The 17666-nt window shown below is 51.0% G+C and carries 11 protein-coding genes; 4 read left to right on the top strand and 7 right to left on the bottom strand.

Annotated elements, in window-relative coordinates; genetic code table 11:
- Positions 1-7: 7 nt before the first annotated feature.
- Positions 8-469 carry a GNAT family N-acetyltransferase gene (locus Q1A69_RS03740; protein ID WP_299581313.1) on the top strand — a complete coding sequence of 154 codons (462 nt, stop codon included), beginning with the start codon at positions 8-10 and terminating at the stop codon, positions 467-469.
- 44 nt (positions 470-513) lie between these two features.
- On the top strand, positions 514-1566 hold the full coding sequence (locus Q1A69_RS03735) for a kelch repeat-containing protein (RefSeq protein WP_299581311.1): 1053 nt from the start codon (positions 514-516) through the stop codon (positions 1564-1566).
- A gap of 855 nt (positions 1567-2421) precedes the next feature.
- On the opposite strand, the gene Q1A69_RS03730 is transcribed toward Q1A69_RS03735, so the two are convergent.
- The 4 genes from Q1A69_RS03730 to Q1A69_RS03715 form a co-directional block, all read right to left on the bottom strand.
- Positions 2422-3297, bottom strand: a complete 876-nt coding sequence (locus Q1A69_RS03730) for a hypothetical protein (protein ID WP_299581309.1) — start codon at positions 3295-3297, stop codon at positions 2422-2424.
- Positions 3297-4523: a hypothetical protein gene (locus Q1A69_RS03725; RefSeq protein ID WP_299581307.1), complete on the bottom strand. Its 1227-nt coding sequence runs from the start codon at positions 4521-4523 to the stop codon at positions 3297-3299. Before Q1A69_RS03725 ends, Q1A69_RS03730 begins: the two co-directional genes overlap by 1 nt.
- Positions 4524-4707: 184 nt before the next feature.
- The gene (locus tag Q1A69_RS03720; protein WP_299581305.1) at positions 4708-6861 is read right to left on the bottom strand and encodes a transporter substrate-binding domain-containing protein; all 2154 of its coding nucleotides are present in this window, start codon (positions 6859-6861) and stop codon (positions 4708-4710) included.
- Between the two features lie 348 nt (positions 6862-7209).
- Positions 7210-8712, bottom strand: coding sequence for a hypothetical protein (locus Q1A69_RS03715; RefSeq protein WP_299581303.1), 1503 nt, complete (start codon positions 8710-8712; stop codon positions 7210-7212).
- A 327-nt stretch (positions 8713-9039) separates the two neighbouring features.
- On the opposite strand from Q1A69_RS03715, the gene Q1A69_RS03710 reads away from it, so the two are divergent.
- Positions 9040-10590, top strand: coding sequence for a CocE/NonD family hydrolase (locus Q1A69_RS03710; protein ID WP_299581300.1), 1551 nt, complete (start codon positions 9040-9042; stop codon positions 10588-10590).
- A 143-nt stretch (positions 10591-10733) separates the two neighbouring features.
- On the top strand, positions 10734-13463 hold the full coding sequence (locus Q1A69_RS03705; protein ID WP_299581298.1) for a M1 family metallopeptidase: 2730 nt from the start codon (positions 10734-10736) through the stop codon (positions 13461-13463).
- 181 nt (positions 13464-13644) lie between these two features.
- Here the strand turns inward: Q1A69_RS03705 and Q1A69_RS03700 are convergent, their stop codons facing one another.
- From Q1A69_RS03700 to Q1A69_RS03690, 3 genes are all read right to left on the bottom strand, one after another.
- Positions 13645-14226, bottom strand: coding sequence for an HdeD family acid-resistance protein (locus Q1A69_RS03700; protein WP_299581296.1), 582 nt, complete (start codon positions 14224-14226; stop codon positions 13645-13647).
- 449 nt (positions 14227-14675) lie between these two features.
- On the bottom strand, positions 14676-15989 hold the full coding sequence (locus tag Q1A69_RS03695; RefSeq protein ID WP_299581294.1) for an aminotransferase class III-fold pyridoxal phosphate-dependent enzyme: 1314 nt from the start codon (positions 15987-15989) through the stop codon (positions 14676-14678).
- Between the two features lie 130 nt (positions 15990-16119).
- Entirely contained in the window at positions 16120-17565 is a 1446-nt protein-coding gene (locus Q1A69_RS03690) for an NAD-dependent succinate-semialdehyde dehydrogenase (RefSeq protein ID WP_299581292.1), read from the bottom strand.
- Positions 17566-17666 lie beyond the last annotated feature (101 nt).

Below are 17666 nucleotides of genomic sequence, written 5' to 3'. Positions count from 1 at the left end.
TGAAGGAATGAAGTTTATAGTACAAAAAGACAATCTGTCTGATGGCTCTATTAATGCTCTACTAGAATCCCACTTACAGGAAATGTATCAACACTCCCCTCCAGAAAGCGTACACGCCCTGAAGTCTAATGACCGAAAAGATACAACAATCACTTTCTGGAGCGCTCGAATTAATGGTGTTCTCGCGGGCTGCGGGGCCCTAAAGGAGATCTCAGCATCCCAGGGTGAAATCAAATCCATGAAAACCAACCGATTATTTCTTCGCAAAGGCGTTGCCAGTGCAGTCCTAGAAGAAATACTGCAAGAAGCAAAACGCAGGAATTACAGAGAGGTTAAGCTGGAAACTGGCAGCAGTGAACCTTTTACTCCTGCAGTTACACTATACCGACAATATGGCTTTAAACCTTGCAACCCCTTTGCCAACTATAGGGAAGACCCTCATAGCCTATTTCTTTCCAAACAAATCTAACTGAATAATAAGTTCCAACAATTAAAAAAGGGATTTTGCAAAAAATGTATTTTTCCAGGCGCAATTTTCTAAAGTTAACCGGATTAGCACCTCTTGTTATTGGTGGAACTTCTGGAAAAGCCGAAACCATATGGGAACGACCACAGCTTTATTTGTCAAGGTTGCCCGACCTAGCGATTCCAATTCAGGAAATATACCCCACAGCTTTTGCCGGTGAGATTTTTGTTTCCGGGGGACTTACTCCATCCTCCACTCCAATCTTTTACGATCTATCTCCTTCGAAGCGTTGCTATATTTTTTCACCGAAAATTTTAACATGGAGAAAGGGCCCCTCACTCCCAGAAGCTAGACATCATCTGGGTATGGCAGCAAATTCCAATTACCTATACGGCATAGGCGGCTTCCATGGAAAAAAAGACGATGCCTGGCAAGCCATGGCTACAGTCTACAGACTTACTAGAAATGGAAATGAGTGGGATTCGGCCCCGCAACTTCCTACCCCTATAGCCGAGAGTATATATACCAACATTTCGGAAACAATCCATGTGGTCGGTGGAAAGTCCCCCAACAATCATTCCAGAAATATCGACACAAAAAATCACTATGTTTTGATAGGCAATACCGATTGGGAAACAGCAGCACCTGCCACCATCAGACGAAATTCAGCCGCTGGAACAGTAGTAAATAATAGAATTTATGTTATTGGTGGCCGCCAGACCAGCAATGGAAACACTAAAGCCAGAAATCTCGCTTATGCCGAGGCCTATGACCCCAACCTGGATCAGTGGGAGAAAATAAGACCATTGCCACAAGCTCTCGCCGGTCTTACAGCGGCTCCACTCAATGGAAAGATTGTCGTTACGGGTGGTGAGGCATTTGGCCCCAATGGTAATTGGAAAACCGGGACAGCATTTAGCACAGTCTGGGCCTACGACCCCATCAGTGATCAATGGAGTAAGGAATCCCCATTAAGCGGGGCTCGACATGGCCACGGCGCGGTCACGATAGATAATAACCTCTATATTATAGGAGGAGCTGCAAAAGCAGGGCCACAGAAAACACTTGCATCCACTATAAAGCTAAGCTGGAAATCTTAGCAACTAAAAATCATTCTTTAAATCGAGCTAAGTTATTCACAGCCTCTATCGGAGCATAGTAACAATTAAATATAAAATATTTCAATAAATATTAAACCCCAGATATTTACTGATCCCTTAGATTCTCTGCAATTAGGGGAGAACAAAAACTACCAAGGCAAGCAAGACCAACGGATGAATGAAGAGCGGAGGAAATACCCTCTACAACAAATGAGTTAATGGGGAGTAAATAAAGGACATACTAAGAACACCATCACCATCGAACAACAACCATGAATTGTCGACGATACATCTCGCACTGGAAAATTGAAAAAGTTATAGGTGGCAATTATATCGGCAGATATCCATAGTAATGTTCTAGTCGCAACTATAAAGATTTACTCTCCCGCAACACTGAAAAGCTTTCCACTCAGGCTACCATAGAGCTACTTGAGCTATACAGGTAACTAGTACATACCACCACTGCTAATAAAAACCTCATTAAATGAAACTGTTAAATAAAGAGCTTGACTTAAAAGTCTATTATACGCATCCGTATACACCGTGAGAGACACGGTTTGAAAAAATGGCTTTCCACCACATAACTTTCCGAAAAATGCTGACTTCAAGCTTGCAAATTAAGCGGATCACAAAAGGACCATTGAGCGTTTAAACCATCACACATAAAAATGTTTGGTTTTAAATTTCCTGGAGGATATTGGGAAAACACACGGCTACCGTCTCTTGACGGGCGACGCGCTTCAGCGCTGAACATATAAAATCAACTTAATCGATGATTTGTATTTGTCGACTGCTGTATTTTTAGAATATTTAGGGGCAGAAATTATCACCACCCCATCAACATGCTCAAATATTTTATTGTCCAGAAACAATCATTTTTTTTATTTCTTCGGACTCTTTACCGTACTTATCAACATAGACTGGCCACTTGAGGGGGGCGAAGCTCTTTGTAAGAGTGGCATCTCCAGCTACCTGTAAAGAATTCCTTAAACCGGACTTATCAATATCACCAAAATCAAGTTGCACACTACAATATACTTTATCTAGAAGAGCCTGCATTTCCTCATCACGGATTTCCTCACCAAGGATACCTATATGTGCCGGGCAAGTCTGGCCAAAGCTTGCCTGAATTTTAACAATCACTTTATCAGACACAGGAAATTGCATAATTTGCATGCGGGATGGGCTATATCCCAACTTTGATTCAACTCTAAATTTAGCCGCAGGTACGGGTAGACTATCTATAACTTGCCAATTTACAGGCGCCTGATGCCATGGAACCCCCTCATCAGTTTCATACCCATAACTTGAATTAAGAAAATGGGTTACCGCTAGCTCAAAGATTTTAGGATGAAAGACTGAAGTATTTTCTGGCTGAAATTTCCAGCGATAAGCCGAAATAGAGAAATTAATATTGGCTAACTGCCCAACAAACCAACTCCCATAAAACGCCCAAACTCGTTTTAGTATAGGCCAAGATTCCCAAGCTTCATTTTTTATGAAGTTAGAAATATTGCGCGATGAATAGCCAACTCTAACATGATCACCTTTAGGTTCCAGTTTTTCTTTCTTGCGTCGGCCAGAGTCGTGACGAGGCAATATAAGACTTACTTGAGCTCCATCAATAATTATCTTTTTACGCTTTGCGCTCTCAAAATCAGGACCAACTGGAGTAACAGGGGTTTCAACCTTCCGCAACTGCAAACCTGAATACTTCAGAAAATTTCGCATTAAAGGCGACCTTTAATATGTTTATTGTGAAACTTGGGAGCAATTGACTTGGTCGCATTATTCGCCGTCTTCAGAGCCCCAGCACCGGATACTGCCACAGCGCCTACCAGGGTCAAGACAGCGGGAATCGCTGGAGCAGAAATAGCCATTCCAGCCAATCCAGATAAATAGGCAACGGCAGCCACACCAGAAGCCGCCAGCCCCTGGGCACTCTTACCATAAGTAATTGCATCTATTGCGGCATGTGACCACTTATAGTTATCTCTTGCATCTTTCAATCGATTAACAATCACCTTTAGCTGTGACTGATTGCCCACCCAGTCAGTCATATCTGACTTAGAGAAATTTCTCTCGATCTGAAGGCCAAGTTTATGTGCCTGCTTTATGGCCTCATTAGGGGACGTAGTCGGCCTGTGCATATACACCGTATGATCCTCTAATTTAACATTTTGACCAGCCAGTATTTTCATTGCCTGAGTCAAAACCGCAGACCCGCCAAATTCGGCAATCCAGCCTACACCCTCGATTTTCCTAGCATTATACATGGTTCTTGCCAGCAGAATCGCAGATTCATGGATACGTTCATCGTCTAATGGACAAATCGCGTAACGATATGATTGCAAACGACCAATATTTTCTTTCTGCGGCGTATAATGTAAATCATACCCAGTTCTTTTAAGAGTATTACCTGTGGTAAATGGAGCCTCTGAAAGGTTTTCAAATATAGCATCAGCTGTTTCATCTACTCTTCCATAATTACTATCGGCAATTGCGACTCTTCTTTCTTGTATTTTGTCAACGCTCCCATTTCTTTTGAATTTTGTTTTCCATTCATCATCTTTATGGGATGCGGAGTAAAGCCCCGGTTTAATCTCTTGCTTCTGTAACTCAAAAAAATCTAAATCCGCTTCTAAATAAAGAACCCTAAAAGTATCAGATTCCAATTTTTCCACTGTCGCTTTACAGCCCGGTAAAATTACATAAAATTCTTCCGTTCCACCCCTGTGTACTGCACCCGGCTTAATAAAGATATTATTTTGGTGTAACCGCCCTGATGCCAACTGATGCAAGCCATTTACTGTGGTTTGGGCCCAGTAATTGCCTTTTCTCGCCTTCTTTACGAGCTCGTGGTATATAGGTTCAGCTTGAGGCGTAATTGTTACCGGTTTACCTGCGGTACTTCCTGCAATCCTTAACTCCCTTGTAAATGTTTCATTAGAAAACATCTTTACTTCCCTTTATCTAAAGCTCAATAAGAATACTATTGTATATATCTTCACCTAAATCCTCTAACAAAATATAAAACCTGATAGTCAGTACAAGGTTGAAAGAAATAATTTCTGCCAAATATCTTTTGTGAACCGCATCACTCTTTTTTGATTATAAAATTACTTATCAAATTGTGTCGCGTCAAAAGTTTCGACTGGTATAGATATAGCCAAGATATCGATCTCTAATCTCCCGCACATACTTGACCGGCTCCCGACCACGTACATAGCCAAAACGGCTCTGGCGGTAGTATTCTGGCTTGGATAAGAGCAGCATGGCTTGCTCCACATGGCCAAACCATTGATTCGGGTCCAGCCCGAGGCTCTGGGCGAGGGTCCTGGCATCGCGGACATGGCCGTGTCCGGCGTTGTAGGCGGCCAGTGTGAAATAGATTTTTTGCTCCAGGGGAAGATCCTCTGGGAAGCGCTGATCCAGCCAGTCCAAATAGGAAACCCCTGCGCGTATTCCATTCTCCGGCTCATAGAGGTTTGCCACCCCCATTTGGTTTGCCGTGCGCGGAAGTACCTGCATCAGCCCCTGGGCGCCGGCGAAGGATTGTGCACGAGGATTAAACTGGCTCTCCTGATACATTTGTGCAACCACCATACGCCAGTCGCGGTCGGTACGCTCGGTATATTTATGCACTAGGGGATCGTAGGGAGAAAGGGCATCGCTGTAACGTAGACGACTCTCCTGGTGACGTAGAATATGCTTTTTTTCCTTAAAATATTTATTATACGTCACGTTAAAAAACAGATCGCGATGATGTTTTTTCAAGAAATTATTTAATTGCTTTAACAGTTGAGGTTGGTCCTCACGTACGGCCCAGGCAATATCCCTCGCTTTCGGTAGATCGGCTACTACTCTGAAATCATCACGATAGGTGCTTTCAATCGCAACCAGATGGGAGTCCGCCACGGTATAGGGGAAAAGCCCCTCGGCAACGGCATTAATCAGATGCTCTGTCGTTGCGCCATGCTGTGTAGAAATCTGGATTGGGGCAATACCCCGCTCACGCTGCAGTGTGATCATTTCGGCAAGGCTTTCATGGTAACTGGTCTGCGGATTTACGGCGACAGTTTTACCCGACAGCATTTGCTCCAGGGGAGCATCACCTTGTAGGGAAATATCGGCGCTTGATGCAATCAGTTGCTCTCGGACCTGAAGATAGGGCCGGGAAAAAACCAAGCCCTGTTTGCGGCGCAATTCAGTAACGGTCAAAGATGCCGCGATCACATCGCCCATACCCGCCCTCAAGGCTTCGGCCAAATCCATATCCGCATCGGGAACGACCATGCTCAAGCGCAACTTGTGATCGCGGGAAAATTTTTTCAGCAGATCATAATCGAAGCCCATTAACTCCCCACGCCAGATGAAATAGGAAGCGGGGTGATTGCGGGTAAGAACTCTTAAGGTCCCTCCCTCAATGATGTCCTGCCAATCCCGCACGGGTTTCACTCGATTTTGCCTAGCCAGCACCAGTTCGGCGGTCAGAAATTCATTCAATTCACGCCGCAATTCGGTGGCATTGGGTCGTACAGCCCAGGCTATGTCCCTTCGGGATTCCAGCCTGTCGCTGGCGGTGAGTTGTGGATAAGCGGGTAGGAGCGCATCGGCCAAATTGCTATCCATCACAGTGGCCTGATACTCCCCAGCAACTACAGCAGCCAGGAGTGTGCTGTTGGCTACAGCTCCATCGAGGAGAGTTACCTTATAAGTATGTTCCGTATCCGTGGCAAGGGTCTCGGCATAGGCACTGCCGCGGCGCACAGCAACCTCTTCCAATGGTTTTTGCACCCCTTTTCGGGTAATCAGCAATTCGTTCACCGCCTGTAGAGGACGGGTGAATGCCACTTCTGCACCGCGCTTAAAGGTACGCGAAAAGTTAGTGGCGATTACATCACCGCGCCCTTCAGTCAGAGCGGGAATCAATGCGGCAAAGTTATCCACATAGATCCATTGTGGCTGCAGGTCACGGCTGTAGGCGAATTTTTCTGCCAATTGCCGCCACTCGCCCTGCGGCAACCCCGCGCGCGGCAAAGCGTCCTCTTCCGGGCCCCTCGGAGCGAGCAAACGCAATATGCCGCGCTCTTGCAGTGCGGAAAAATCGCCCTGCTCCTGATAGTTGGCAAAAATAGTTTTGGGTTCTGCACTCTGTGACGCTGCACCCTGATCGATAGCGCTCTCTTCAGTTACATCTATCGATTCCCCCTCCTGAGAGGGTTTCTTTTGACAGCTCACCAACAAGAGAAGAAAAACCAGCAGAAAAATAACCACTCGTAGTATGTTTTGCACAGTTCACCCTAATTTACGCGTAATTTTTATGGTTCTTAACCCGGCAAACACCATCGTCAGCAGGTTAAGGCTGCACCAGTACATGCTAGTACCAGCCTAGTGCCGGCATGGATAACAATGCATAGACAAATGACATTGCCAGGTTAAGGAAGCCGGAATTAACCGGTGCGCGCTCTACCCAGGGACACTCACCATTACAACAGTATAAGGAAATCGTACCAGCTTTTGCTTCCGGGCATAAAAAAGCCCAGCAAATCAAATTGCCGGGCAAATATACGATGGCGACTATAGGTTGTCTCTTACACTAAGTGACAGACCCTCTGTTATTGTGCGAGCCTCTTATTGTTATTAGCTAGATTTAGGTTTGCCCTGTAGCTCTGCCAATCTCATTTTTATTTGTTTATTCTCCTCCTCATCCGGGAGTTCGAACATCAGCGGTTTTGCAACCCGTGCAAAATATTCCGCATTTTTCTGTTGATACAACTCTTCCGCTAGCCATTGGGCAATATGTAGCTCCCGCGGCGCTCGGATATAGGCCTGCTCCAAATTAGAGAGATACTCCTCGCGGGGGTAGTTCAGCATTTCCATTGCCATAGCCAAACCAAACCAATGGGAAGCATTCTGTGGTTCTTTCTTCACTAAGTAATCAAATTCATCGCGGGCTTTTTTCAGGCTGCGTAAATCGCGGGTATCGTTCGGTACTGTCGCCTGCTGATTAACTGTCAACCAGGCGTGGGCACTCAGGTACCAAGGTTGCTGACGGTCTTTGCGCGGCACACTGGCAAGCAGGTGGCTGGCCTGAGGAAAATCCCCTATACGCAGGTCTGCACTCGCTTTAATCGCCGCCAGTTCTGTACTGTAGATCCCGGTGTGATAGGAGTAGGTGATCAGGTCATCCAGGGCTTGCAGGTTGTAACCAGACTGGGCAATAAAATTCGCCAGCACATTTACCGCTTCACGCTTGCGCAGGCGCTTGACCTCAGGAGTGACCTCCTTGAAATTAGCGGGCACTTCACCACTAACCACCTCATACTCACCCGAATCGAAAGCAGCTACATATTCTTGCTCTAGCTCATCCACTGACATCCCCAGAGCTTTCTCCAATGACTTCACCGGATCGGCACCATCGTTGTAGTCATCGACGAACTGCTTAAACTCCTCCGCCTTGTTGCCCTCCATCATCAACCAGTGGGATAGCAGCCAACCGCTGGCATAGACATCGGCCTTCTCTTCGGCGTCGGTGTTGTAAACCGTTGCACGCAGCAACTGATCCAGGGGCATCAAGCCGGCATACATCAGTGTCCTAGCGCGCTCCTGGGGAATTTCACCCAGCTCATAGCGGCCTTTTTTGGGGAAGGACATCGTCGCCATAAATTCAGCAAAGCCCTCACTGTACCAATAAGGGAAGTGAGTGGTGTTACCGTTGTAACTGAGGAAGTGGGTGTACTCGTGGAAAAGAAACTCACGAGCCTTGAGCTGTTTTTCAACGCTGCGGCCATCTAAATTAACCAGGGCATAACTACCCTCGGCCGAGGTATCAAAGAGGCCGTTGGTCATATCGGCTAACTCGGCACCCACCAAGCCCGCATAGGTATCGCGATCACCCGCTGCATAGACTGTGAGCTTGGGAATATCGGGATCGACATCCAGTAGCTTGATAGCGACCGCACGATAACGCTCCAGATCGGCCACCAGGGTTTTTACCGCGTTGGGGTCGCCATCGGTAATTACCCGAAAATTCTCACTTTCCACCTCATACCAGATCTCCTCGCCGAGATAGCGGGGAGCGGCATTGGCCGATAATAAAAAACCGAAGAAAAATACTAAAAAAACAGCTGAGCGAGAAACCATAGTTCAGGCCACCAAGTCATTGTTGCCAAAGCCTTCCATAGCCAAACCCTAGAGGCGACACACTACCGGTTTTTTATGATCAAAAAAAGAGCAATATGAATAAGAAATGAACTTTTTAGGTGGGTTTTGTGTGACCAGCGGGACAGGCTTATATCAAAAACCCGACCCAAAGACCTAAAGCGGTCAGCGACAAACAACGAGACAAGCGTCTCATTTTTTAACCAAACAGCATACAAATACACGGCGGGCTTCTATATATTGCGCAGTTGACCAGTGTGTTACACCGGGTCAAACAATAAAAATAATTTGCTTTGATGAGAGAAAAAAATGAAAACTGCTCCACTACTGGCGCTGCTCGGCAGTGCCATGATGTCAGCCCATGCCTGGTCGGCACCAGAATATATCTCCAACCTGGATATCACCTCTTTTGATGGAACCGTGCTCGATGCCAACCTGTTCGTGCCGGAAACCCCTGCACCGGCAGAAGGCTATCCGACAGTCATCTTCACCAATAGCTGGGGCCTTGAGAAGCGTCAGTACCATTTTCAGGCCAAGGAGCTCGCGGAGAATGGCTATCTAGTATTGAGTTACTCCACCCGCGGATTCGGACACTCAGACGGCCTGGTAGACGTAGCCGGAGAAAATAGCATTGCCGACGTGGGTGTACTGATTGATTGGCTCGAAACCAATTATTCGGTGGGTAAGTTAGGCATGGCCGGAATTTCCTATGGTGGCGGCATCTCCCTGTTGAGCGCCGCACAGGACCCACGCATTGATGCGGTTACCGCTCTTTCCGGTTGGGCCGATGTGGTTGAAGCCCTCTATCCCAATGAAACCGTTAACCTGGTTTGGGGAAGTTTACTCGTTACTACCGCCTTCGATAAAGAAGCCGAGCTAGAGCAGATCTGGAGTGATCTACGCAGCGGCCAAAACCTGGAACAGGTTATCGAGTTCGGTGCCAAACGTTCAGCCATCAGCTATATCGATCAACTGAACGAAAACGGCACCGCGGTACTCGTGTCGAATAATTTCGCCGACTACCTGTTTAAACCTAACAGCATGACCGACTTTTACTCCCTGCTGGAGGGCCCCAAAAAGCTGCTACTGAATCCGGGCACCCACGCCATTACCGAAACCCTCTCTGGAAACAATGGACATATCTGGTCCACTAGCTTCCGCTGGTTCGATCACCACCTGAAGGGTGAAGACAACGGCATCAACCGCGAGCCGAAGGTAGATATGACTGTGCGTATCAGCAACAAGCTGGAGCACTATGATGACTATCCTGTAACCCAAGAGAGCACCACCTGGTATCTACAACCGCGTTTCACCATGTTTAACAGCGGTAGTATGGAGAGTGGCAAATACGATGGCTGGAGCTGGAGCAATGAATTCCATGGAGGCTGGGACACCTTTGCCGGTACTGGTATCCCCTTGATCTCCGATGCCCTGGAAGGTTTCGGTATTCCGGTGTACGCACCCATGATGGCGATCAACGGCTACTATGCCATCGAATACAAGTCACCGAGACAGTCAGAAACCCTGAAAGTCCGAGGAGCGCCAAAACTGGAAATGTGGATAGAGCCCAGTGAGAAGGAAGTACAGCTGAATGTCCACCTCTACGATGTTAACTTCTTCGGCCTTGGTCGCCTTATCACCCACGCACCGATCACTGTACGCACCGATGAGCCCGGCAAAAAGCAAAAAATCGAACTTGAGCTGTTCACCACCAGCTACGATGTGCCCGCCGGCCACCGCGTGGTAATGGCCATCGATACTCAGGGCCCGGTCTACAAGAAACCAGACAACACCAACTACACCATCACGGTGCCTTACAGCAGCAGCAAGGTCTCCAGCCTGACCGTGCCGCACCTGTAAACCATCCCTCTGCTCAATTCAAAGCCCGGCAGGACCTGCCGGGCTCCCCCTCTGCACCATCCTTGTTAACCCCCAAAGGGTGACGCGCGTAATTTTTCACCAAAGCGTTACAATGGCTTTTTTTGGCCAAGTACCCTCACCCTATGAACAAGACGATATCGTTCGCCCTGCTGACTGCGGCGCTGCTGTCCGTGGCCGGGTGCAACCCGGCGGAAAAGGCCCCGCAAGAAATTGATTCGGAAGTAAGCGCCCAGACAGCCCCTCTGGATCACGGTACGGCCCCCGAGGGCAAGTTACCCGAGGGTGTAAAACCCACAGCCTACCGCCTGGACTTGATCCTGGACCCGCGCAAGGACGGCTTCAGTGGCCGTGTCGCCATCGACATCCAGCTCGACCAGACCGCCAAACATATCTGGCTGCACGGCAAAAATTTGGCGGTGGGTGAAGCCAGCGCGCTACTGGCGGACGGACGCAAGGTGGGAGGCTCCTATCGAGAGGTCCTCGATAGCGGGGTCGCCGCGATTGAATTCGCCGAGCCCCTACCGGCGGGTAATTTCACCCTGCACATCGATTATGCGGCCGATTTCGATCGCAATTTGGCGGGCCTGTTCAAGGTAGAGGAGCAGGGCGATGCCTATGCCCTGGCCAAATCAGAGTCGATCCAAGCGCGCAAATACCTGCCCGGCTTCGATGAGCCCGGCCTCAAAGCACCTTTCACCATCAGCCTCACCGTACCCGAGGGCTACGCCGCCATCAGCAATGGTCCGGAACTGAAGCGCGAACCCGGGCAGGACGGCATGGAGAAAGTCACTTTCGCCACCACTCCACCCATGTCCACCTACTTGCTCTCCCTGTCGGTCGGCCCCTTCGATATTGTGGAACGCGCGGCCATACCGCCGAGCCAATACCGTGCGGAGCCTATCCCCTTGCGCGGTTTCGCGCGCCGGGGCCGCGGTGCGGATATGAATTACATCCTCGATATCACCCCCAAAATGGTGGAGACCTTCGAGACTCAATTACAGCGCCCCTACCCTTTCAAAAAGCTCGATATTATCGCCGCGCCCCAATGGCCCAGCGGCGCCACCGAGTTGTCCGCCGCCATCACCTATCGCGAGCAGCGCATTCTTGTAGGTGATAACCCCGCTCCCGGCGCCCGCCTGGCTTTAGTGGAAGTGCATGCCCACGAAATCGCCCATATGTGGTTTGGCAACCAGGTGACTCCGCCCTGGTGGGATGACCTGTGGCTGAAAGAGGGCTTTGCCACCTGGGGCGAGCCACTGGCGTTGACCATTATGGAGCCCGATGAGGGCCACGACTTGAATGCCGCAACTTACGCCATCGGCGCCATGCAGCTCGACTCCCTCGCCAGCACCCGCGCCATCCGCGAGCCGGTGAGCGACAACAACAATATTCGCAACGCCTACGACGCCATCACCTACTCCAAGAGTCTCGGCGTGATCCATATGGTGGATAGCTATTTCGGCGCCGAACGCTTCCGCCCGGCCCTGGGCCGCTACCTCGAAGCCTTTCGTGGTGGCGAAGCCGATTCCCCCTCTTTCTACAAAGTGATTGGCGAGGAGACCAATACCCCGGAACTGACGGAAACCTTCCGCAGCTTTGTGGAGCAAAAAGGCGTGCCGCAGCTTGAACTGTCCCTGGACTGCAGCGATCCAGCCCAGGCCAAACTGCACATCATGCAGAGCCGCTACCAGCCCCTCGGCTCCCCCATCACCGAGACCGGCCAGCCGTGGAGCATTCCCTTCTGTTTTAGTCGAGATGACGGCGCGCAACAGTGCCAGATCCTCACCGGAAAGGAGGAAACTCTGGAGATTGCCTCGGGCAGCTGCCCCAGCTGGGTCATGCCCAATGCCCAGGGCAGCGGCTACTACCGCTGGAACCTGCCCGAACCCCAGTGGCAAGCCCTCACAGAGCGCTTCGCCCTATTTGCCCCAACCGAGCAGCTCTCTATTATCGACAGCGCTTTTGCCGCCTTTGAGGCCGGCACATTACCCGCTCCCCGGTTACTCGACGTGGTGCGCCAATCCGCGAGAGCGGACAAGCGCCAAGTGATCGCCATGCCCCTGCGCTACCTGCGCAAGTATCGCGATAGCTACCTCGACGGGAGCCAGCGCCTAGCCTTCCTGAACTTCGCTCAGAATCTCTACCTACCGCTGATCAACCGCAGCGCTGGCGGCAGTGATGCCGACCAACAGATGCTGCACAGCGACCTACTAGGCTTTATGGCCCTGGTCGCGGAAGACCCGGATACGCGCAAACAACTAATGGCAAAGGCCTTTGCCTTTACCGGCTTCAAAACCGAGCGCAATCCAGAGGCACTGAACTCCGACCTGTATGGCCCGGCTCTGACTGTGGCAGTGCAGGACGCCAGTGGAGATTTCCTCAAGCACCTCATTCAGGTGCGCGGCGAACTGGATGATCCACGCTTTGAAAATGCCAGCGCCAGTGCTATCGGCAGCAGCAACAGCCCCGAGCAGGTGGAGACAGTCCAGGCATTGGCACTCAGTAAAGAGATGGGCCCGCGCGAATCCTTTGGCCTTATCCAGTACGCTCTAGCCCAGCCCCTGGTGCAGGCGCAACACTGGCGCTGGCTGCAGACTAATTTTGGCAAAGTGGTGGATAAGATTCCCGCACAAGTTCGCCGCCGCACCCCCGCATTCGCCAATGCGTTTTGCGATAAGCAGCGTCTGGATGAACTGCAGCAACTATTTGCCAAACACGGAAAGCTGGCCCCCGGCTACCGGCGCAGCCTAGCGCAAACCGAGGAGCGTATTCAGTTGTGTATGGCATTAAAACAAAGGGGACAATCACTGATGCAGTCTCTACCGCAGTCGGTAGACTTGGCGAAAAAATAAGGCTGTAATTATTTGTCTGGGCAGGGGGAGGAGTGCCCTCCTCCGGCCCCAAAAGAGCCGACAATTCACACGCGTTCAGTCTAAAGCTCTAGGGTTATCTTTCTCGCTGGCCCTCACAAATAGACACTTTTGAGGGCGCCAACACCTTTAACTCCCCCCAATTTTCCGGCCTGTCCCGCCCTCACGACTCGCTGCTTTTATGTTTGCGCAGACGAAACGCTAGCCAGATCATGGGCAAGCCGAAGATAATCGCATAGGCCCCAATTACCCAGACCAATGCCAGGGCACCGGCTCCGGGACTCACTAATATCGCAACACCAAAAATAACCGAAAGCACACCGATAGCAATCAGCAGCCACTCGTTGTCGATTTCCTTGCGCAGTCGAATCGCCCCGACAATTTCAAAAATTCCCCGTACCAAAGCCCAGGCACCAATAAAAATCACCAGTACCAGCGCAGTTACCTGGGGGAACATAAAGGTCACGATCCCCGCAGCCAAGCTGATTAATCCGGACACGATCAACCACCACAAAGGATTGCTCTCGTGGCGCCCCATCACCGCCGCCACCAGAGAAAATATTCCATCGAGCAGGGCGTAGATTCCAAAGAGAAAAACCAGAGTAAGCAGTGATAATCCCGGCCAGATAAAAGTGAGTACCCCGAAAATCACCGCGATAAGGCCTCGCAGCAACAACAGCCACCAATTGGCGGAGAGCACTCGTAATATAGGACCGGAGGGAAGAGCGGAGGTATCTGTGGACATAAGCCGTCGCCGAGTGAACTATCTCCATTAAGTTAAGCGCCAGAACGCACAGACTTCCAGCTTGTCAGGAATTTTCCTCGGTAAACCCCAAAAAAGAGAACGTACGGGGATTTTTTTTGCCGTATTAACTGCAAAATTGTATCGAGGATAATTCCACCCGGTTTTATCGGGGCAAGGTCTGAGGGTAGAGCCGGAACTGGCAAGCTCGATAAGAGGCGGCCCACGAGCGCGACCAAATAGTCGACTCTGCAATGACTCCGGTCGTGCCGCAGGCCGCTATTTCCAGTGTAGCCACAACCGACAGATTGAGAGCACCACTCTGCAGCCGCGCAAAAGGGCATGCGGAGAGATGCAGCGGGAAAAATCCCGGTGGAATTGGTGGGGGTAAATAGAGATAAAACTGTGCACGGAAAACCGGCAGCCCTAGGGTTGCCGGCAGGAAGGGTGGATCAAGCCAAGCTGCCGATCACACCGCGCAGCTTATCCACAATCGCATCAATCTCGTGTTTCTCGATAATCAGCGGTGGGGACATACACAGGGCATCGCCGATACCACGCGCCATCACTCCGGCCTCCCAAGCCATACCGGATGCCTTGGCTCCAAATTTACCCTTCAGATTTTCCGGCGCACGCAGTTCGATCGCGCCGACCAAGCCGTAGTTGCGCACATCGATGACGTTGTCCATATCCGCCAGGCTGTGCAGAGCATTTTCCCAGTGCTGGCCAATTTCACCCGATGCACGAGTAAGCAGACCTTCGCGCTCATAAATATCCAGAGTCGCCATACCCGCTGCACAGGCAACCGGGTGCGCGGAATAAGTGTAACCGTGGAAAAATTCCACCATGCCCTCTGCAGCCGCATCCATGATGGTGTTGTGGATCGCATCCTTCACAAAGACCGCACTCAAGGGTACCGCCGCATTGGTGATGCCCTTGGCAGAAGTAATCATATCTGGAGTGACATCGAATTCGATAGCGCCGAATGCAGAACCGGTACGGCCCCAGCCGGAGATGACTTCATCGAAAATCAGCAGCAGATCGTGCTTGTCACAGATTTCGCGCAGACGCTTGAGGTAGCCTTTCGGAGGCAGTACCACGCCACCGGCTCCGGCAAACGGTTCAACAATTACCGCAGCTATCTGGTCCGCACCGTGGAAGGCCACCAAGCGCTCCAGGTCTTCCGCCAACTCGACACCGTGCTCCGGCAGACCGCGGCTGAAAGCATTGCGCTCGATATCCAGGGTGTGACGCATATGGTTGGCTTTCACCGGCTGGCCAAAGCCCTGGTAATTCGGCGCGATGCCGCCCACGGAAATACCACCGAAATTTACCCCGTGGTAACCCTTCTCGCGGCCGATAAACATAGTGCGAGTGCCCTTGCCACGCACACGCTGATATTGCAGGGCGATTTTCAGTGCCGTCTCTACCGCCTCGGAACCGGAGTTACCGAAAAATACATGGTCGAGACCGTCCGGAGTATGCTTCACCAAGCGTTCGGAATATTCAAAACCCAGCTCGTGGCCAAAATTAAAAATGGAGCTGTAGTCTAGGGTCTTCGCCTGCTGATAAATTGCCTCGGCAATCTCGGTGCGACCGTGACCGGCATTACTACACCAAAGGCCGGCGGTAGCATCAATAATCTGGCGTCCACCTTTTTCGGTGAGGTAAATCCCCTCTGCACTTTCCACAATTCGCGGCGCAGATTTAAAAGTGCGATTGGGGGTAAAGGGCATCCAGAAAGCGTTCGTTGGCATCTCAGACATGGACTGTATCTCCGCAAGTTCCCTGTAATTTAAAAGTATTTAGGCATGGGAGCCAATAGCTCCCGCGCATCTGTTCGGGCGCTTGTCCAAATTCAGACAAGCGCGTGGCACTACCGTTCGGACCCGTAGATCAAACTCCGAGGCAGCAGTATTTGGTCTCGTAGAATTCCGCCATTCCCTCGACACCACCCTCGCGGCCGATGCCGGATTCTTTGTTACCGCCAAAAGGCGCCACAGTGGTTGAGAAAACGCCGGTATTACAGGCAATCATGCCGTATTCCAGCGCCTCTACCACGCGGTGTGCGCGGCGAATATTCTCGCTCATCACATAGGCGGCCAAACCGTAGGGTGTATCGTTGGCCCGGCGAATCACATCGGCCTCATCGGTGAACTTCTGCACCGCCGCGATGGGGCCAAAATTTTCTTCCTGAGCGACTCGCATAGCATCGGTGACACCGGTGAGCAGCGTGGGCGCAAAATAGTTTTCTCCATTCGGCAGCGGTTCACCACCGATTTCGATTTTCGCCCCAGCTTCCACCGCGTCCTCTACCAGGCCCTGTACACGATCCACCGCACGGCGATAAATCATCGGGCCCATGGTAATGCCGTCTTCGGTGCCGTGGCCGATTTTCAGCGCCGCCACCTCGGCACGCAGTTTTTGCACAAATGTATCGTGTACCGACTCGTGTACATAGATGCGGTTAGTGGCCACACAGACCTGGCCGGCGTTGCGGAACTTAGTGGCCACGCAAGCCTGTACCGCGGTATCCATATCCGCATCGTCAAATACGATAAACGGGGCGTTACCCCCTAGCTCCATGGACATCTTCTTTACGGTGCTGGCGCACTGCGCCATCAGCAGTTTGCCCACAGCGGTAGAGCCGGTGAAAGTGAATTTGGCTACACGCGGATCCTGGGTCAATACCTTGCCTATCCCCGGCGAATCACTGCCCGTCACCACATTAATGGTACCTTTAGGCAGGCCCGCCTCTTCCGCCAGCTGGCACAGCGCCAGCGCGGATAACGGGGTTTCCAGCGCCGGTTTGATCACTACGGTACAGCCTGCGGCCAGAGCCGGGGCCGCCTTGCGGGTGATCATGGCGTTGGGAAAGTTCCACGGCGTTATACAGGACACAACTCCTACCGGTTGACGAATAGTGCTGAGGCGCATGGCCGGGTTATGGGTGGGAATCGTTTGGCCATAGGCGCGGCGACATTCCTCGGCGAACCACTCAATAAAAGAGGCGCCATACAAAATCTCACCCTTGGCTTCCGCCAAGGGTTTGCCCTGCTCCAAGGTAAGAATGCGCGCCAAATCGTCGCTGTTATCCACAATCAACTGATACCATCGCTTGAGAATCGCCGCGCGTTCGCCAGCGGTGCGGCGGCTCCACTCGGGAAAAGCGTTACTGGCCGCGGCCACAGCCGCCTCTGCATCTGCGGCAGAACCATCGGCCACACAGCCCAATACTTCACCATTAGCCGGATCACGCACTTCTGCAGTGCCCGCAGCATCCCGCCACTCGCCATCGATATAGTTCTGGGACTTCAACAGGTTTGGATTCGCCAGTTTCACCGGAAAACTCCTGATAATTAGAGGTTATTAGTGGTATTGCGGCGATTCTGGCCGCCGCAGACCGGGGAGAATAGTAGTATTTTTCGAACTAAAGTTTATAT

The organism is uncultured Microbulbifer sp. (assembly GCF_947498635.1).
Lineage (GTDB): Bacteria > Pseudomonadota > Gammaproteobacteria > Pseudomonadales > Cellvibrionaceae > Microbulbifer > Microbulbifer echini.
The sequence above is the reverse complement of the archived record's forward strand: the minus strand, read 5'-3'. Positions and strand labels throughout refer to the sequence as shown.

What these genes read in the sequence shown, in the direction of transcription:
- Q1A69_RS03735 (WP_299581311.1), top strand. Translation starts at nt 514, where the DNA reads ATGTATTTTTCCAGGCGCAATTTTCTAAAGTTAACCGGATTAGCACCT.
- Q1A69_RS03725 (WP_299581307.1), bottom strand. Translation starts at nt 4,523, where the DNA reads ATGTTTTCTAATGAAACATTTACAAGGGAGTTAAGGATTGCAGGAAGT.
- Q1A69_RS03740 (WP_299581313.1), top strand. Translation starts at nt 8, where the DNA reads ATGAAGTTTATAGTACAAAAAGACAATCTGTCTGATGGCTCTATTAAT.
- Q1A69_RS03700 (WP_299581296.1), bottom strand. Translation starts at nt 14,226, where the DNA reads ATGTCCACAGATACCTCCGCTCTTCCCTCCGGTCCTATATTACGAGTG.
- Q1A69_RS03705 (WP_299581298.1), top strand. Translation starts at nt 10,734, where the DNA reads ATGAACAAGACGATATCGTTCGCCCTGCTGACTGCGGCGCTGCTGTCC.
- Q1A69_RS03695 (WP_299581294.1), bottom strand. Translation starts at nt 15,989, where the DNA reads ATGTCTGAGATGCCAACGAACGCTTTCTGGATGCCCTTTACCCCCAAT.
- Q1A69_RS03710 (WP_299581300.1), top strand. Translation starts at nt 9,040, where the DNA reads ATGAAAACTGCTCCACTACTGGCGCTGCTCGGCAGTGCCATGATGTCA.
- Q1A69_RS03715 (WP_299581303.1), bottom strand. Translation starts at nt 8,712, where the DNA reads ATGGTTTCTCGCTCAGCTGTTTTTTTAGTATTTTTCTTCGGTTTTTTA.
- Q1A69_RS03730 (WP_299581309.1), bottom strand. Translation starts at nt 3,297, where the DNA reads ATGCGAAATTTTCTGAAGTATTCAGGTTTGCAGTTGCGGAAGGTTGAA.